Raw genomic sequence first — 17603 nt, 5'->3', positions numbered from 1 at the left:
AGGGTCTGATGCACGCAACGCGTTGTATCTTTTTGTTACAAATTACGACTCAAGTTTCGGAAAGTGCACGGGATACTGCTTTAAACGGCCTCCCTCGCTCGGGGCCTGTCCTTAACCGAATCAATAAACCGAACGAGGCGAGAACCGATGAAAGTCGCTATTCTCGGCGGTCCGGCCAATCAAGCCAGGCAACTTGAACTCTGGTTGCGCAATGGCGGGCACCAACCCGAATGCTTCAAGACAGGCAACGCGTTCTTCAACGCGCTGCGGCGCACCGATTTCGAATTGCTGATGGTGGATGTCGCGCTGCCCGACATCGGCGGCGTGGACCTGATCGCCTGGGTGCGCCAGCATTTCGAATGGCATATGCCGGTGATCGCGATGATGGCGCGCGAAGCGTGGCATCAGGCGGCCGAGGCGCTGAAGGCCGGCGCGGACGACTATCTGGTGCGCCCCGCACGCGAAGCCGAGGTGCAGTCGCGCATCGTCACCGTTGCGCTGCGTCACGCGGCCGAGCCCGAGGAACTGGTGGATTTCGGTGCCTACGCGATCGACGTGAAGGCGTCGAAGGTCCGCCTGCATGGCGAGGCCGTGAACCTCACACGCAAGGAATTCGAGCTCGCCACCTATTTCTTTCGTCATCCCGATCAACTGATCTCGCACGAGACGCTGCTGAACCGGATCTGGAAGCTGCAAAACGATATCGATACGCGTACCGTCGCCACCCACGTCAGCCGAATCCGCAAGAAGCTGCAGCTTGATGGCACGCACGGCTGCGAGATCACGTCGCTGTATGGCTATGGCTATCGCTGCCTGATCAATCTGCCGGAACCGGTGGCGGGCGGCATGACCGATGAGCCGGACGACCAAACCACGGCGCACCGGCCCGATCGCTCGCAGGGCAGCCCGCTGCCAGGTAGCGCGATAGCCGGCCCAGCCCTCACCCTCGCGCCATTCCGTCCCGCCGCCGCACAAGATACGGGGCGGGTGGCCCTCGCGGCACCCGCCCCGAACTTGGCGATGAGCGTGGCCTACGGCCCGCCCACGACGCGCTCCAGCAGCCACCCGGCCGATGATCATCGCGATCTGGCAAACCTGCTGCAGCAGCGCCAGGATGCCGAGGAGCAATTGCGCAAACTGCGCGACGCGTACTGCGAGGTCACGCTCGAACTGCGTGCATTGAAACGCCAGGGTGGACGGCGTCTGCACGAAGTCGAAACCAACTCGGATTACCGCGAAGACGCCGCCTGAGCGCAAACGGCCACCCCCAAAAGCAAACGGCCCGCACAAAGGCGGGCCGCCTGGTCACGCGGGCCGTCACCTGACGGCCCATCGCGCAGTTACTTGTTCTCGGAACCGTCGGTCGGCGTCGGCTGCTTGAACGGAAACGTGCTGAACATCGATTTCGCCTGGGTCTGCATCTGTTCCTGCATCTGCACGAACATGTTCTTCGACTGCTCGATGTAGCTGGTCATCATGCCCTGCATCATCGGCGCCTGCATGTTCATGAATTGCGACCAGACTTCGGGATTCATCGCATTGGAATCGTAGAGACCCTTCGACTGATCCGACAGCTTGTTCTGGATATCGATGAACGCCTGGATGTTCTTTTCCAGGTACGTGCCCATCATGCCCTGCATCGCATGCCCGTAGAAACGGATGATCTGCGAGAGCATCGACGACGAGAACATCGGCACGCCGCCGCTTTCCTCTTCGAGAATGATCTGCAGCAGGATGCTGCGCGTGAGATCTTCGCTGCTCTTCGCATCGACGACCTTGAAATCCTCCTGCTCGAGCACGAGCTGCTTCACGTCGGCAAGCGTGATGTACGTGCTCGTTTCGGTGTCGTACAGCCGACGATTCGGGTACTTCTTGATGAGTCGTTCGGCAGTCTTCTTTGTAGTAGTCATGGAACACCTGTGAGCGCCGAAACGGCGCGATGACAACGTTCCGGCACCGCAACGCGCGGCTGCCCGGAACGCACTCGGAATCTCCGTCGAACCCGTGCACGCGGCCGGCCCGGCCGCGCGCGCGGCGTTCAGCCCATGTGCAGGCCGCCGTTCAGCGAGAAATCGGCGCCCGTCGCAAAGCCGGATTCTTCCGACGCGAGCCACGCGACGATCGAGGCGATTTCGTCGGGCGAACCGAGACGGCGCACCGGAATCGTGGCGACAATCTTCTCGAGCACGTCCGGGCGGATCGCCTTGACCATGTCGGTGCCGATATAGCCCGGCGAGATCGTGTTGACAGTCACGCCCTTGGTGGCCACTTCCTGCGCCAGCGACATCGAGAAGCCGTGAATGCCGGCCTTGGCCGTCGAATAGTTGGTCTGGCCGAACTGGCCCTTCTGACCGTTCACCGACGAAATATTGATGACGCGGCCCCAGCCACGTTCGACCATGCCGTCGATGACCTGCTTCGTCACGTTGAACAGGCTCGTCAGGTTCGTGTCGATCACGGCCTGCCAATCGTCCAGCGTCATCTTGCGGAACACGACGTCGCGCGTGATGCCGGCGTTGTTGACCAGCACGTCGACTTCGCCGACTTCAGCCTTGACCTTGTCGAACGCCTGCTTGGTCGACTCCCAATCGCCGACATTGCCCTCGGAGGCAACGAAATCGAAACCGAGCGCCTTCTGCTCCTCGATCCACTTCGCACGACGCGGCGAGTTCGGGCCGCAACCCGCCACCACCCGGAAGCCCACCTTGTGCAGGCGCTGGCAGATGCCGGTTCCGATGCCGCCCATGCCGCCGGTCACGTAAGCAATACGCTGAGTCATGCTGAACACTCCATTTATCGTTGTCGCAGCGCCGGAAAGCGCCGCCTTGTTCGTCTGCCGCTAACTGCGGAGCGCGCGCTCCCGACGCGCTCCGCCCAGCATTACGGACGCTCGACCGCCAGCGCCACGCCCATCCCGCCACCGATGCACAGCGAGGCCAGGCCGCGCTTGGCATCGCGCTTCTGCATTTCGTGCAGCAGCGTGACGAGAATCCGGCAGCCCGACGCGCCGATCGGGTGACCGATCGCGATCGCGCCACCGTTCACATTGATCTTCGAGGTGTCCCAGCCCATCTGCTGATGGACGGCGAGCGCCTGTGCCGCGAACGCTTCGTTGATTTCCATCAGGTCGAGATCGCCGACCGACCAGCCCGCGCGCTCCAGGCAGCGACGCGACGCCGGCACCGGGCCCATGCCCATCACCTTCGGATCGACACCGGCACTCGCGTAGGCCTTGATCCGCGCGATCGGCGTGAGGCCGAGCGCTTCGGCCTTCTTGGCCGACATCACGAGCACGCCGGCCGCGCCGTCGTTGAGGCCCGATGCGTTGGCGGCCGTGACCGTGCCTTCCTTCGAGAACGCGGGCTTGAGGCCCGACAGCGAATCGGCCGTCACGCCGTGGCGCACGAATTCGTCGGTGGCGAAGCGGATCGGATCGCCCTTGCGCTGCGGGATCTCGACCGGCACGATTTCATCGTCGAAGCGGCCGGACTTTTGCGCGGCTTCCGCCTTGTTCTGCGACAGCGCCGCGAATTCGTCCTGCGCTTCGCGCGAGATGCCGTATTCCTTGGCGACGTTCTCGGCCGTGATGCCCATGTGGTACTGGTTGTAGACGTCCCACAGGCCGTCCACGATCATGCTGTCGACGAGCTTGGCATCGCCCATCCGGAAGCCGTCGCGCGAGCCCGGCAGCACGTGCGGCGCGGCGCTCATGTTTTCCTGGCCACCGGCGATGATGATGTCGGCGTCGCCCGAGATGACGGCATTGGCCGCCAGCATCACGGCCTTCAGGCCCGAACCGCACACCTTGTTGATGGTCAGCCCCGGCACCGCGGTCGGCAGGCCGGCCTTGATCAGCGATTGACGCGCCGGGTTCTGACCCGAGCCGGCCGTCAGCACCTGGCCCAGAATCACTTCGCTGATTTGGTCCGCCGCGAGGCCGCTGCGTTCCAGCAGCGCGCGAATCACCGTGGCGCCAAGTTCCGGCGCAGCCAGCTTGGCCAGCGAACCACCAAATTTGCCGACCGCGGTGCGCGCGGCCGATACGATCACTACATCAGTCATGTCCACATCCTCCAGGCCCGCACCGCGGCCCGCTCAGTTGAAAAATGCCGAAAGACAGACGGCGAGCGTGCGCCGCCTGCCACGATCCGTCAATGTTCCTGCGTCAATTGCGCACCATCACGTAGCGGCCCGGCGCGGGCTCGATCACCGGAAACTGCGCCGAGCCGAGCGTGGCGCGCGGCTTGGTCTTGCGGCCGCCGTACTGATCGAGCCAATCGATCCATTCGGGCCACCAACTGCCCGGATGCTCGGTGGCCGCCTCGAACCAGTCCTGCGCGTGTTCGGGCAACTCCTTCGCGTCGGGCGAATCGAACGTCCAGTAGCTGCGTTTGTTCTTGGCCGGCGGATTGATCACGCCGGCGATATGGCCCGACGCGCCGAGCACGAAGCGCAGCGGCCCCGTCAGCAGCGAGGTGGACGCATAGGCCGTTTGCCACGGCACGATGTGATCCTCGCGCGAGCCGTAGATGAAGGTCGGCACGTCGATGCGCGTCAGGTCGACCTCCTCGCCGCACACCGTCAGCGAACCGGGCTCGCGCAGGCGGTTCTCGAGATACGTATGGCGCAGATACCACGCGTACATCGGGCCGGGCAGGCTCGTCGAATCGCTGTTCCAGTACAGCAGGTCGAACGGCGCCGGCGTGCGGCCCTTCAGGTAGTTGTCGACCACGTAGTTCCAGACCAGATCGTTCGGTCGCAAAAACGAGAACGTGTTCGCGAACTCCACGCCGTGCATCAGGCCCGGCGTCGCGCCGTTCTTGCCGCCGATGGTCTGCTCGCGCATCTGCACGTGCGCCTCGTCGACGAACAGATCGAGAATGCCGGTATCGGTGAAGTCGAGCATCGCGGTCAACAGCGTCATCGACGCGACCGGGTGTTCACCGCGCGCGGCCAGCACGGCCAGCGCGGTGGCCAGCATCGTGCCACCGACGCAGAAGCCGAGCGCGTTGATCTGCTCGCGCCCGCTGATCTGCCCGGCCGCCTCGATCGCGGCGAGCACGCCGTCGTTCGTGTAGTCGTCCCAGGTCTTGCCGGCGATCGACGCATCGGCGTTGCGCCACGACACCAGGAACACCTGGTGGCCGCTCGCAAGCGCATGCGCGACCAGCGAATTCTCGGGCTGCAGATCGAGGATGTAGAACTTGTTGATGCAGGGCGGGACGATCAGCAGCGGCCGCTCATACACAGTCGGCGTAACAGGCCGGTACTGAATCAGTTGCATCAGTTCGTTCTCGAACACCACGGCGCCTTCGGTGCTCGCGAGGTTCTTGCCGACCACGAACTGCGATTCGTCGGTCTGGGAAATCTTGCCGCGCTGCAGATCGCCGAGCAGGTTCATGATGCCCTGCCGCAGGCTCTCGCCCTTGGTGTCGAGCAGGTTCTTCTGCGCTTCCGGATTCAGCGCGAGAAAGTTGCTCGGAGCAGTGGCGGCGGTCCACTGCTGCACCGCAAAGCGGATTCGCTCGCGCGTTTTCGGGTCGGCCTCGACCGCCTCGGCCAGCGATTGCAGATAGCGTGCGTTCAACAGATACCAGGCCGCCGTGAAGGCGTGCGCGGGCGACGCTTTCCACGCCTCGGCGCTGAAACGGCGGTCCTTCAGTTCGGGCGATGCAAGCTGGGCCGAACCGGCCTGACGGAACAGCTCGGCGCTGTCGCGGGCGTAATCGGCCTGCAACTGCTGGAGCTTGGCGGGCGGCACCGAGGCCATCGGCAAGGCCACGCCGGGGAGCGCCGCGCCGCCGGCAGGCGGCCAACCGGCAGCCCATTCGGGCGGCTTCGGCATCGCGAACGGAAAGGAAAACGGGGTGGAAGACGGGCCGGTTGCAGCGGACTGGGCTGCCTGGCCTGCGGCCGCACGCAGCGGTTCCGCGAAGCGGCCCCATGCGTCGAGCCACGTCTGGAACATCTGCTGCATCGGCTGGGACGCATCGGCGGTCTGGCGTCCCGGGGAGGAGTCCGCTTGTGAGGAAGTCGACGAATTTTTCGGTGCTGTCATACCTGCGTTACCGGTGATTCCTGGCGGTGCATCTGGACATGCTGCGTCAACAACCTGCGTACGGCGAAAACTGCGCGCCGTCACGCGTTAGAGGCTGGCTTCCAGATTCTGCCGCAGTGCAGTAGATTTATCATTATCGTTTTCCCCATGTGAAACTGCGGGAGAAAACGCACGTGGCCGCGACGTGGCGGCAATCCATCGCAATCGCCGCCGGAAGCCCGGCCGCAAGCGCAACAGACATTTGCTTGGAGCCGGATCAGCCTATCCGGGTTCCGTGACGGCAAGCATGTCACGCGGCGCAGCAATCCGGCATCGCATTTATGACGGGGCGCGGTAAAAAACCCTCGTCGGCATCGAAGCGCGCGCCCGGTATCCCTGCACACGATACGCCACCCCGCACCACACCGCCTTCAGCCGTCGATCCAGATCATCGCGCTCATGCGGCCCGTCACGCGATCGCGCCGGTACGAATAGAAACGCTCGCGCTCGGTCAGCGTGCAGGCACCGCCGCCCAGCGGTTGCGCCATGCCGAGGCGCGCCGCGCGCAAGCGCGCCAGCGCGTAGAGATCGGCGTGGTACTTGCCCGGCGCGCCATCGATGGCGACGAAAGCGCACGCGGTGGCGTCGCGTTCGTCGGGCGTGGCCGCCTCGGCGAACGCCGCGTGAACATCCTCGCCCACCTCGAACGCGGCCGGCCCGATCGCCGGGCCGAGATAGGCATGCAGCCAGCTCGCCTCGACACCGGCCAGCTCGGCCACCTGCGCCGCGGTCTTTTCGATGATGCCGCCCACCAGCCCGCGCCAGCCCGCGTGCGCGGCGCCCACCGCGCGCCCGGCCTCGTCGCAGAACAGCACCGGCATGCAGTCGGCCACCATCACCACGCAGACCGCCCCCGGCACATCGGTGACGCTCGCGTCGGCGCGCACCGGGGGCGCATCGAGCCCGCCCGCCAGCACCGCATCGGCCCGCACCACCGTGGTGGCGTGCACCTGCTCGAGCCACGCCGCGCGCGGCCGGCCGGTCAACGCCAGCAGCCGTGCGCGATTGGCCGCAACGGCTTGCGGATCGTCCCCGGCACGAAAGCCGAGATTGAGGCCGCCCGGCGCATCGCCCTCGCCCGCCGACCAACGGCCGTAGGGCGCGACGCTCACGCCGCCGTTACGCGTGGAGACCAGCGCACGCACGCGCGGCGAGACGCGCCAACCCGGTTGCAGGCAGTCGTCCCAGCTCAGTTCCGGCACCATCGTGGTGGGCATTCGCATCAGTCCTCGTCGGGATCGTCGTAGACATAGAAGATCTCGCCGTCGTAATCGTCGTCTTCGTCATCGTCGTCGAAATCGGCCTCCTCGGCGCCGAAACCGAGCGCGGCCATCAGCTCGACGATGTCCGCCGGCGGCGCGCAGCGCCACTGCATGTTGCGGCCCGTGGCCGGGTGGACCAGGCCGAGCCGCCAGGCATGCAGTGCCTGCCGTGCGAAGCCGCCCGGCAGCGCCGCAACCGAACGCTTGCCGCGCGCGTGACCGTAGACGGGATCGCCGAGCAGCGGATGGCCGGTCGCCGCGCAATGCACGCGGATCTGGTGCGTGCGGCCGGTTTCGAGATCGCAGTGAATCGACGAGATGGGCTGGTTCTGCCACAGCACGGTTTCGGTGGTGCGAAAGTGCGTGCGCGCCGGCTTGCCCGATGCGCTCGTGACGACCGCCATGCGCGTGCGCTCGCGCGGATCGCGCCCGATCGGCGCATCGATCGTGCCGCTCTCGCGCATGCGTCCCCACACCAGCGCGAAGTAGCGCCGCTTGACGGTGCGGGCCTGAAGCTGGCGCACGAGATCCGTTTGCGCGGCCAGCGTGCGCGCCACCACCATCAGGCCCGAGGTCTCCTTGTCGAGACGATGCACGATGCCGGCGCGCGGCAGCCCCGCCGCGGACGGGCCGTAGCGATGCAGCAGGCCGTTGAGCAGCGTGCCGCTCCAGTTGCCGGCGGCCGGATGCACGACCAGGCCGGCGGGCTTGTCGATCACGACCAGCGTGTCATCTTCGTAGATGATCGACAGCGGCACGGGTTCCGCGGCGAACGCGAGTTGCTCGGGCAGCAGATCGGGCACCAGCTCGATCGACGCGCCGAGCGGCACCGGCTGGCGTACCTTGGCCGGCGCGCCGTCGACGCGCACGCGCCCGGCCTCGATCCAGCTTTGCAGGCGGTTACGGGAAAAATCCGGAAACAATTGCGCGAGCACCTTGTCGAGGCGGTCGCCGGCAAGCGAGTCGGGAACCGAGACGATACGTGGCGCTTCGTCGGCGGATGCGGGGGACGCTGGCGCGACAAGCCCCTCGCCCGACAGGTCGTCGTCGAGCGAATCGCTCCCCGATACGTCGGACGGAGTAGCGCTTGGGCTATAATCGTCGCTATTTGCCGTGCCCGGCTGGGCACGGAACGAACTTGAACGGGTCATTTAGACTGGGTCACCGAGACTGAAAGCTTAGGACATGCGAGCCACATTCACCATGATGATTTCGACCAAACGCGTGGCAAAACCTGTGGCCGCGTGGGTTGCGCTGGCTGCGGCCGCCGCCCTGATCGCGGGCTGCCACGGCTTGCCGCAGAAGACCGACGAAACGGCGACCTGGTCGAACAACAAATTATACTCAGAGGCCGAGGATTCGCTGAACGGCCGCGACTGGGGCAAGTGCGCGAAGTACTTCGAAGCGCTGCAAGGCCGCGATCCGTTCGGCCATTTCGCACAACAGGCGCAGATCAACGTCGCCTACTGCAACTGGAAGGATAACGAAGCCGCCGCCGCCGACCAGGCCGTCAACCGCTTCATCCAGCTTCACCCGGATCACCCGGACATCGCCTACGCGTATTACCTGAAGGGGATGATCCACTTCAACGACGACCTGGGCCTGTTCGGCCGCTTCTCGGGTCAGGACATGAGCGAGCGCGATCCGCAGGCGCTGCGCGAATCGTACGATGCGTTCAAGATCGTCGTCGACCGCTACCCGAAGAGCAAGTATGCGCCCGACGCCGCCGCACGCATGCGCTACATCGTCAACGCGCTGGCCTCGCACGAAGTGCATGCCGCCGATTACTACTACCGCCGCGGCGCCTACGTGGCCTCCATCAACCGCGCGCAGCTCGCGATCACGCAATACAAGAACGCGCCGGCGATCGAAGACGCGCTGCACATCATGATGCTGTCGTACACGAAGCTGAACCAGCCGCAGCTCGCCGACGACACCAAGCGCGTGCTCGCCAGCACGTTCCCGGACAGCCCGTACATCACGGGTCATGCACGCCCGGGCACGGCCAAGCGCGCATGGTGGCAGTTCTGAGCCTGCCCTCGGGCAACGATAAAAAACCCGGCCTCGGCCGGGTTTTTTATTGGCGGCGCGCCGCGCTCTGCGCGTGACGAGCGGCGTCATACCGTTCAGGGCCGAATGCCGCGCCCGCCTTCCTCAAAGAACTCGCGCACGACGTCGATCTCGCGCGTGCGCTTGAACGGCGGCAGGCTTTGCCAGATTCGGCGGCCGTAGGGTTTGTCGACGAGCCGCGTATCGCAGATCATCAGCACGCCGCGATCGGTTTCGGCACGAATCAAACGCCCCGCGCCCTGCTTCAGCGTGATCACCGCCTGCGGCAACTGATGCACGGCGAACGGACTCAAGCCCTTTTTCGTGAGCGCATCGAGCCGGGCGGCCAGCACCGGATCGTCCGGCGGCGCGAACGGCAGCTTGTCGATTACGACCAGCGACAGCGCATCGCCGCGCACGTCCACGCCTTCCCAGAAGCTCTGACTGCCGACCAGGATCGCATTGCCATAGGCGCGGAAACGGTCGAGCAACTCGGTGCGGCTCGCATCGCCCTGCACGAGCAGCGGCAGGTTCCAGCCGCGCGCCTCGATCGTCTCGCGCAGCTTGGTGGCGATCCGGTCCACCGCGCGCAGCGTGGTGCACAGCATGAACACGCCGCCGCCCGCCGCCTCGATGGCCGGCAGCGCCGCATCGAACACGGCGTCGGTAAACAGCGGCGACGACGGCTGCGGCATATCGCGCGGTACGTACAGCAGCCCCTGCTGCGGGTAGTCGAACGGGCTCGGCAGCGTCATCGAGCGGCGCGAGCTGAGGCCCATCTGCGCCGCGTAGTGCGCGAAATCGCCGCGCACCGACAAGGTTGCCGACGTGAAGATCCATGCGCGCGGCACGCCGGCACGCTGCTTGGCGAAGATCGGCGCGACCGACAGCGGCGTTTCGTGCAACTGCACCGTCTGCGAAAACACCTCGACCCAGCGCACCTTCTCGCCCGGATCGTCCTTCAGTTTCGCTTCGGCCGGCTCGCCGTCGTCCGCCTTGGCGGATTTGTCCTTGCCGGCGGATTGCGCGGCCACGGCCGCGGCCGCATCGGGCGCCACCCAGCCCGCCAGAATGCCTTGCAGCTCGCGAGCGCGGCGCAGGCAAGCGCCGATCGATTCGGCCCGCTCGGACTGGCTGGCCAACGCCGACGCGAGCGCGTCGAGCGCGGCATCGACATCGTCGAGCGCCGCGAACAGCGCATGATCGTCGCCAAGTTGCGCCAACGACATGCGCACAATACCGGTGTCGGCGAACGCGAGCCGCACATCGCGCGCGGCACGCTCCAGCGCGGCGCCGAGCTTGACCCACTCCACCGCGTCGCGCGCATGCGCGAGGCCCTCGACCACGCTGTCGCGCGCGAGTTCGAGGATCTGCGTGGTCGACAAGGTTTCGCCGAAGAACAGCGTGGCCGTTTCGGGCAACTGGTGCGCTTCGTCGAAGATGATCGTGTTCGCGCTGGGCAGCAGTTCGGCCATGCCGGTGTCGCGCAGCATGATGTCGGCGAAGAACAGATGGTGATTGACCACCACCACGTCGGCCTGCTGCGCCTCGCGGCGCGCCTGCATCACGAAGCATTCCTTGTACTGCGGGCAATCCTGGCCGAGGCAGTTGTCGCGCGTCGAGGTGACCATCGACCAAACCGGCGCCGTTTCGGGCACGCTCGCGAGTTCGGCCTTGTCGCCGCTGCGCGTGATCTTGGCGAAACGGATGATTTCCTGCAGATAAGCCGTGTCCTGCCGCGTCGGCATCCGGCCACTGTCGGCGGTGCGCTGCAGGTAATAGTGGCAGAGGTAGTTCGAGCGGCCCTTCAGCATGGCCACCGTGACGGGCACCGCAAGCGTGTCGCGCACGGTCGGGATGTCGCGGGCGAACAGCTGATCCTGCAAGTGCTTGGTGCCGGTCGAGACGATCACCTTGCCGCCCCAGAGCATGGCCGGCACGAGATAGGCGTAGGTCTTGCCGGTGCCGGTGCCGGCCTCGACGATCAGGGTGTTGTCGGCGCTGTCATCGGCCGCGGGGGCGCTGTCGCCGCGCGCATCGTCGGCCGCGGCGCCCTCGCCTTGCAGCTTGCGGGCCGGGCGCTTGCGCGCATCGAAGATTTCCGGCTCGGGCAGCTTGCGGGCCGAGGCTTCCATGGCAGCGGCCACGGCGCGGGCCATGTCGATTTGCGACGCACGCGGGCGATACCCGTCGAGCGCGCGCGCGAGCAGGCCGCCTTCGCCGAAGATGGCGTCGAGTTCGCCGACGCGTTTGCGGCTCGGCATCGCGAGCGGTTGAGCGGCAGACGCGCGCGGCGCCGGCGCGGACGAATCGTCGCGTCGCGCGTCGGCAGATGCTTCTAACGGTGCATTCACGGCAAGCGGTTCCTCAGTTCCGGTACCCGATGCGGCGCCGGCGCTTGCCAGGCCGCGATCAGGCTTGCTGATCCGGTTCGAGCTGCGATTGCAGCATGATGATTTTGTCCTTGGCCAACAGCTTTTCCTTCTTCAGCCGGTGCAGTGCCAGGTCGTCGATGTCGGATCGGTTTTCTTTCAACTCGATCTCGCGTGACAGTTGGGTGTGTTGCTCCTGCAACGACATCAGTCGGTTACGCAACTCCTGCTTCGGCTCCGTTTGACGGGTTTGCATGCTCGCCTCCTTGAAAAGAACCGACGCATCGCAAGGGCCTGACCGTACCGCTCGCGATATGCCGGATTGGCTGTCCGAACGAATTACCCACCCCCGAATTCGGCGCGACGACCTGTGACGCGCCTTATTGCTGTTGCTGCTGTTGTTGCTTTTCCTGGGCCTTCTGCGCGGCCTGACGTTGCCGCTCTTCGACATCGGCCTTGTGCTGCGCGGCCTCGCGTTGCTTGTCGTCGTAGCGCTCGGCGTTCTGCGTGCGCTGCTGCGCATCCTGCGCCGCCTGGGCATGGGCTTGATCGAGCTTGCGCTGGAAATCGGCCTGCTTCTGGTCATACGCCTTTTGGCTCGCCGTGTGCTGCGGCGCTTCGGCATCGCGTTGCGCACGCTGGAGCGCGTTTTGCTGCTGCTTGTCCTGGTACGACGCTGCATTCGCCTGTTCGTTCGCGGCGCGCTGCGGCGCGTCGGCCTGCTGCTGCGCGGCCTTCAGCGCCTGCTGATCGTCGCGGCGCTGCGCGCGTGCGGCACGCTGCTCGTCGTCGAGGGCAAGCTGCTGCTGGCTGACGCTCGACCGTTCGACTCGCATCTCGTCACGCGCTTTGATCAGACAATTATTCACGAAGAATCGACTGTAGCAGTCGTGCTGGGCCACCCCATAACGATAATTGTTTTCCGCCGTGCGTTGATTGAGCACTTTTTGGCGGGCATCGAAATCGGGATTCTGTGCCGCGGCAGCGGCATCGCCCGTGGCGGACGCATTGGCCTGCGCGGCCGGCTCCGCTTGCGCGGAAGCAACGGACGGCACGGAAGAAATGGCACCGAGCGCGAGGGCCAGCGCGGCAAAAGTGAGTCGGGAGATTGGCAACGTCGTAGGAAAGCTGCGGGACATGGCGCAAATTCTAACACCGCAGGAAACCCCTCGCGGCGGCCCCCAAACGCATTTATGGCAAAATGCCCCGCTCCATTCACCCGCCCGGCCCGGTTCGCCGGCCACGGGCGCTCCAGCAGGCCGTAGACGCTCTCAAATCCCATGACGGAAACCGTAGCACTCAAGATCGTTCAGCGCATCGCCACCGAACTCTCGGTGCAACCGCGGCAGGTCGCGGCCGCCGTGCAACTCCTCGACGAAGGCTCCACCGTTCCGTTCATCTCGCGCTACCGCAAGGAAGTGACGGGCAATCTGGACGACACGCAACTGCGCCAGCTCGAAGAGCGCCTGCTGTACTTGCGCGAACTCGAAGACCGCCGCGCGACGATCCTCGCCAGCATCGACGAACAGGGCAAGCTCGGCGACGAACTGCGCGCCGCCATCGAGGCCGCCGACAGCAAGCAGGTCCTGGAAGACCTGTACCTGCCCTACAAGCCGAAGCGCCGCACCCGCGCGCAGATCGCCCGCGAAGCCGGCCTCGAGCCGCTCGCACTGGCCCTGCTCGCCGATCCGTCACTCGATCCGCAAGCCGAAGCCGCCGCCTACGTCGACGCCGAAAAGGGCGTTGCCGACATCAAGGCCGCGCTCGACGGCGCGCGCGACATTTTGTCCGAGCGATTCGGCGAAACGGCCGAGCTGCTCGGCAAGCTGCGCGACTACCTGCACAACCAGGGCGTGGTGTCGTCGGCTGTCGTGGAAGGCAAGGAAAGCGAGGAAGGCGAGAAATTCCGCGATTACTACGACTACTCGGAAACGATCAAGACCGTGCCGTCGCACCGCGCGCTGGCGCTGTTCCGGGGCCGCAACGCCGGTGTGCTGACCGTCAAGCTCGGCCTCGGCGAGGAACTCGACGCGCAGGTGCCGCACCCGGGCGAGGCGATGATCGCGCGCCATTTCGGCATCGCGAACCAGAACCGCCCGGCCGACAAATGGCTGTCCGACGCGTGCCGCTGGTGCTGGCGCGTCAAGGTGCAGCCGCACATCGAATCCGAACTGCTGACGCAGTTGCGCGAGGATGCCGAAGGCGAGGCGATCCGCGTGTTCGCGCGCAATCTGAAGGACCTGCTGCTGGCCGCGCCGGCCGGCCCGAAGGCCGTGATCGGCCTCGATCCGGGCCTGCGCACCGGCGTCAAGGTGGCCGTGGTCGATCGCACCGGCAAGCTGCTGGCGACCGACACGATCTACCCGCACGAACCGCGCCGCGACTGGGACGGCTCGCTGGCCCGCCTCGCGCGCATCGCCGCGCACACGCAGGCCGAATTGATCAGCATCGGCAACGGCACGGCCTCGCGCGAAACCGACAAGCTCGCCAGCGAGCTGATCGCCAAGCATCCCGAACTGAAGCTGCAGAAGATCGTCGTGTCGGAAGCCGGCGCGTCGGTGTACTCGGCATCCGAAACGGCCGCCAAGGAATTCCCCGAACTCGACGTGACGCTGCGCGGCGCCGTGTCGATCGCGCGCCGCCTGCAGGACCCGCTCGCCGAGCTCGTCAAGATCGAGCCGAAGGCGATCGGCGTCGGCCAATATCAGCACGACGTGAATCAGCGCGAGCTGGCGCGCTCGCTTGACGCGGTGGTCGAGGATTGCGTGAACGCGGTCGGGGTGGATGCCAACACGGCGTCGGCTGCCCTGCTGTCGCGCGTGTCGGGCCTGAACGCCACGCTGGCGCGCAATATCGTCGATTTCCGCGACGCGAACGGCCCGTTCCCGTCGCGCGAGCATCTGCGCCGCGTGCCGCGCCTCGGCGACAAGACGTTCGAGCAGGCCGCGGGCTTCCTGCGCATCAACGGCGGCGAGAACCCGCTTGACCGTTCGTCAGTGCACCCGGAAGCCTATCCGGTGGTTGAACGCATGCTCGCCAGGATCAGCAAGCGCATCGACGACGTGCTCGGCAATCGCGAGGCGCTGTCGGGGCTCTCGCCCACCGAGTTCGTTGACGATCGTTTCGGTCTGCCGACGGTGCGCGACATCCTCTCCGAACTCGAAAAACCGGGCCGCGACCCGCGCCCCGAATTCAAGACGGCCACGTTCCGCGACGGCGTGGAAAAGGTATCGGACCTGATGCCGGGCATGACGCTCGAAGGCGTGGTGACCAACGTGGCCGCGTTCGGCGCATTCGTCGATATCGGCGTTCACCAGGATGGCCTGGTGCACGTCTCGGCCATGTCCACCAAGTTCATCAAGGACCCGCATGAAGTCGTCAAGGCGGGCCAGGTGGTCAAGGTCAAGGTGCTCGACGTCGACGTGAAGCGTCAGCGGATTGCACTGACGATGCGCCTCAATGACGAGCCGGGCGTCGCCACCAGCGGCAGCCGCGGCGGCGCATCGAGCGGCGATCGCAACGGGCCGCGCGGCGGCGGCGCAGGCGGCCGCCCGCAGCGTTCGCGTGACGCGGAGCCGGCCGGCGCGATGGCGACGGCGTTCGCGAAGCTCAAGCGCTGACGAGGCAACGAGGCCGGCGGGCAGAAACTAGCCGCCCGCGCCTCGTTCCGCAAGCTCGAAGGCCCGAAAGCCCGCATCGAACGATGCGGGCTTTTTCATATCCGCCGTGGTCCCAAAGAAAAAGCCGCGCGATGCGCGGCTTGTTTCGTCCGATAAAGGCGCTCCGCCTTCCCGGTCAGATCTCGATCTTGGTGCCCAACTCCACCACCCGGTTGGCCGGGATCGCGAAGAAGTCGGTCGGCTTCGCGGCGTTCTGGTGCATCCAGGCAAACACGCGCTCGCGCCACAGCGACATGCCGGGCAGATGGGTCGGCACCACGGTTTCGCGCGCGAGGAAGAACGAGGTATCCATCAGCTCGAACGACATGTCGTGCTTGCGGCCGATATCCTCGAGCACGGCCTTCACGTCGGGGGTTTCGTTGAAACCATACTCGGCCTTGACGATATACAGGCCGCCGCCCGCTTCCTGCACCGTCATGCGCTCGTCGCCGCGCACATACGGGATGTCGCGCGTCACGAACGTCAGGAACAGCGTGCGCTCGTGCAGCACCTTGTTGTGCTTGAGGTTGTGCAGCAGGCTGACCGGCACGAGCCGGTCGTTGCCGGTCAGGTAGATCGCGGTGCCCGACACGCGATGCGGCGGATGCGCCAGCAGGCCCTGCAGGAACGGCGTGAGCGGGATACCGTCGGCGGCCGTACGCTCCTTGACGATATGGCGGCCCTTGAACCACGTCGTCAGCAGGAAGAACAGCAGCCCGCCGATACAGAGCGGCAGCCAGCCGCCCTGCGCGACCTTCAGCAGATTCGCGCCGAAGAAGCCCAGATCGATGATCAGGAACACACCGATGATCGCCCCGACGAGGAAGCGGTTCCACTTCCACACATTGATCATGACGACGCAGGCCAGCACCGTGGTGATCACCATCGTCGCCGTCACGGCGATACCGTAGGCCGCGGCCAGATTATCGGACGACTTGAAGCCGATCACGATGAAGATGATCACGCACAGCAGCAGCCAGTTCACCACCGGCACGTAGATCTGCCCGATCGCCAGATCGGACGTGTGCAGCACCTTCATGCGCGGCACGTAGCCGAGCTGGATGGCCTGGCTGGTCAGCGAATAGGCGCCCGAGATCACGGCCTGCGAGGCGATCACGGTGGCGACCGTCGACAGCACCACGAGCGGCAGCAGCGCCCAATCGGGGGCCAGCAGGAAGAACGGATTTTCGATCGCCTTCGGGTTCTGCATCAGCAGCGCACCCTGGCCGAAGTAGTTGAGCACCAGCGAAGGCATCACGAGCGCGTAGCCGGCAAGCCGGATCGGCTTCACGCCGAAGTGGCCCATGTCGGCATAGAGCGCCTCGGCACCGGTCAGCACCAGCACCACCGACCCCAGCACGACGTAGGCCTGCAGCACGTGGTCGGCCATGAACGAGAACGCGTAATACGGGTTGATGGCCGCGATCACCATCGGCACGCGTGCGATGTGATAAACGCCGAGCACCGCCAGCGTCACGAACCAGAGCACCATGATCGGGCCGAACAGCTTGCCGACCGTGGCCGTGCCGTGCCGCTGGATCCAGAACAGCGCGATCAGGATCACGACCGTGATCGGCAGCACCAGGTGAGTGAGTTGGGGGGTGGCGATTTCGAGGCCTTCGACGGCCGACATCACCGAGATGGCCGGCGTGATCACCGCGTCACCGTAGAACATGCAGGCGCCGAAGATGCCGAGCGCCATCAGCACCTTGGTCAGATGCCGGCGCGATTCGACCGAGCGCAGCGCCAGCGCCATCAACGCGAACGCGCCGCCCTCGCCGTTGTTGTCGGCGCGCATCACGAACATCAGGTACTTGATGCCGACCACCAGCATGATCGCCCAGAACAGCAGCGAGATGACGCCGAGGATGGAGGCCTGCGTGAGCGGAATGCCGTGAGCCGGACTGAACGCCTCGCGCAACGAGTAAAGCGGGCTGGTGCCGATATCGCCGAACACCACACCGATCGCCGCGACGGAGAGAGCCTGCAGGGAGGTTTTTTGGGTGTTCGAATGGGTCGTGTCGGTCATGGAAGCGTAACGTTCCGTTCTGGGGTCGGAAAAACGAGCGCTATTCTAGACTGCTCGCGTCGCCATGCCATCACGTAGTGTTGCCGTGAAGCGACGAGGGCGAGCCAGTGTAGCATGCGGCCCCGATTAAACAGG

The 17603-nt window shown here is 65.7% G+C and carries 13 protein-coding genes; 3 read left to right on the top strand and 10 right to left on the bottom strand.

Annotation, left to right across the window (positions count from 1 at the left end; all coding sequences use genetic code 11):
* Positions 1 to 147: 147 nt before the first annotated feature.
* A complete protein-coding gene (locus AB4851_RS24705) occupies positions 148 to 1251 on the top strand; it encodes a response regulator transcription factor (protein WP_414451809.1) in 1104 nt (367 codons plus the stop codon).
* Between the two features lie 89 nt (positions 1252 to 1340).
* Here the strand turns inward: AB4851_RS24705 and phaR are convergent, their stop codons facing one another.
* From phaR to AB4851_RS24675, 6 genes are all read right to left on the bottom strand, one after another.
* Entirely contained in the window at positions 1341 to 1910 is a 570-nt protein-coding gene (gene phaR, locus AB4851_RS24700) for a polyhydroxyalkanoate synthesis repressor PhaR (protein ID WP_414445406.1), read from the bottom strand.
* Between the two features lie 128 nt (positions 1911 to 2038).
* Positions 2039 to 2779 (bottom strand): 3-ketoacyl-ACP reductase, encoded by a 741-nt coding sequence (locus tag AB4851_RS24695; protein WP_414451808.1) that lies wholly within the window; start codon positions 2777 to 2779, stop codon positions 2039 to 2041.
* Between the two features lie 101 nt (positions 2780 to 2880).
* Positions 2881 to 4062, bottom strand: coding sequence for an acetyl-CoA C-acetyltransferase (locus tag AB4851_RS24690; protein ID WP_414451807.1), 1182 nt, complete (start codon positions 4060 to 4062; stop codon positions 2881 to 2883).
* Between the two features lie 103 nt (positions 4063 to 4165).
* Positions 4166 to 6058, bottom strand: coding sequence for a class I poly(R)-hydroxyalkanoic acid synthase (gene phaC, locus AB4851_RS24685; RefSeq protein ID WP_414451806.1), 1893 nt, complete (start codon positions 6056 to 6058; stop codon positions 4166 to 4168).
* Between the two features lie 410 nt (positions 6059 to 6468).
* A complete protein-coding gene (pgeF, locus tag AB4851_RS24680) occupies positions 6469 to 7314 on the bottom strand; it encodes a peptidoglycan editing factor PgeF (RefSeq protein ID WP_414451805.1) in 846 nt (281 codons plus the stop codon).
* Between the two features lie 5 nt (positions 7315 to 7319).
* Positions 7320 to 8510, bottom strand: coding sequence for an RluA family pseudouridine synthase (locus AB4851_RS24675; protein ID WP_414445411.1), 1191 nt, complete (start codon positions 8508 to 8510; stop codon positions 7320 to 7322).
* Between the two features lie 52 nt (positions 8511 to 8562).
* Here AB4851_RS24675 and AB4851_RS24670 point away from each other — a divergent pair, with 52 nt between their 5' ends.
* Positions 8563 to 9390 carry an outer membrane protein assembly factor BamD gene (locus tag AB4851_RS24670; protein ID WP_414445412.1) on the top strand — a complete coding sequence of 276 codons (828 nt, stop codon included), beginning with the start codon at positions 8563 to 8565 and terminating at the stop codon, positions 9388 to 9390.
* Positions 9391 to 9485: 95 nt separating this feature from the next.
* On the opposite strand, the gene AB4851_RS24665 is transcribed toward AB4851_RS24670, so the two are convergent.
* From AB4851_RS24665 to AB4851_RS24655, 3 genes are all read right to left on the bottom strand, one after another.
* Positions 9486 to 11762 carry an ATP-dependent DNA helicase gene (locus AB4851_RS24665; protein ID WP_414451804.1) on the bottom strand — a complete coding sequence of 759 codons (2277 nt, stop codon included), beginning with the start codon at positions 11760 to 11762 and terminating at the stop codon, positions 9486 to 9488.
* 58 nt (positions 11763 to 11820) lie between these two features.
* Positions 11821 to 12036, bottom strand: a complete 216-nt coding sequence (locus tag AB4851_RS24660) for a DUF465 domain-containing protein (RefSeq protein ID WP_414451803.1) — start codon at positions 12034 to 12036, stop codon at positions 11821 to 11823.
* 124 nt (positions 12037 to 12160) lie between these two features.
* Positions 12161 to 12919, bottom strand: a complete 759-nt coding sequence (locus tag AB4851_RS24655) for a colicin transporter (protein ID WP_414451802.1) — start codon at positions 12917 to 12919, stop codon at positions 12161 to 12163.
* Between the two features lie 141 nt (positions 12920 to 13060).
* On the opposite strand from AB4851_RS24655, the gene AB4851_RS24650 reads away from it, so the two are divergent.
* Positions 13061 to 15400, top strand: coding sequence for a Tex family protein (locus AB4851_RS24650; protein WP_414451801.1), 2340 nt, complete (start codon positions 13061 to 13063; stop codon positions 15398 to 15400).
* A gap of 175 nt (positions 15401 to 15575) precedes the next feature.
* Here the strand turns inward: AB4851_RS24650 and AB4851_RS24645 are convergent, their stop codons facing one another.
* Entirely contained in the window at positions 15576 to 17468 is a 1893-nt protein-coding gene (locus tag AB4851_RS24645; protein WP_414451800.1) for a potassium transporter Kup, read from the bottom strand.
* Positions 17469 to 17603 lie beyond the last annotated feature (135 nt).

Origin of the sequence: Burkholderia sp. 22PA0099, from assembly GCF_047497165.1 — a bacterium.
Taxonomy (GTDB): Bacteria; Pseudomonadota; Gammaproteobacteria; order Burkholderiales; family Burkholderiaceae; genus Burkholderia.
This window is presented reverse-complemented; position numbering and strand designations above follow the sequence as displayed.

Bases quoted from the DNA above. Each gene is read 5' to 3' on its own strand.
- AB4851_RS24655 (WP_414451802.1), bottom strand. From the start codon at position 12,919: ATGTCCCGCAGCTTTCCTACGACGTTGCCAATCTCCCGACTCACTTTT.
- AB4851_RS24675 (WP_414445411.1), bottom strand. From the start codon at position 8,510: ATGACCCGTTCAAGTTCGTTCCGTGCCCAGCCGGGCACGGCAAATAGC.
- AB4851_RS24650 (WP_414451801.1), top strand. From the start codon at position 13,061: ATGACGGAAACCGTAGCACTCAAGATCGTTCAGCGCATCGCCACCGAA.
- AB4851_RS24695 (WP_414451808.1), bottom strand. From the start codon at position 2,779: ATGACTCAGCGTATTGCTTACGTGACCGGCGGCATGGGCGGCATCGGA.
- pgeF (WP_414451805.1), bottom strand. From the start codon at position 7,314: ATGCCCACCACGATGGTGCCGGAACTGAGCTGGGACGACTGCCTGCAA.
- AB4851_RS24690 (WP_414451807.1), bottom strand. From the start codon at position 4,062: ATGACTGATGTAGTGATCGTATCGGCCGCGCGCACCGCGGTCGGCAAA.
- AB4851_RS24705 (WP_414451809.1), top strand. From the start codon at position 148: ATGAAAGTCGCTATTCTCGGCGGTCCGGCCAATCAAGCCAGGCAACTT.
- phaR (WP_414445406.1), bottom strand. From the start codon at position 1,910: ATGACTACTACAAAGAAGACTGCCGAACGACTCATCAAGAAGTACCCG.
- AB4851_RS24645 (WP_414451800.1), bottom strand. From the start codon at position 17,468: ATGACCGACACGACCCATTCGAACACCCAAAAAACCTCCCTGCAGGCT.
- AB4851_RS24660 (WP_414451803.1), bottom strand. From the start codon at position 12,036: ATGCAAACCCGTCAAACGGAGCCGAAGCAGGAGTTGCGTAACCGACTG.
- AB4851_RS24670 (WP_414445412.1), top strand. From the start codon at position 8,563: ATGATGATTTCGACCAAACGCGTGGCAAAACCTGTGGCCGCGTGGGTT.
- phaC (WP_414451806.1), bottom strand. From the start codon at position 6,058: ATGACAGCACCGAAAAATTCGTCGACTTCCTCACAAGCGGACTCCTCC.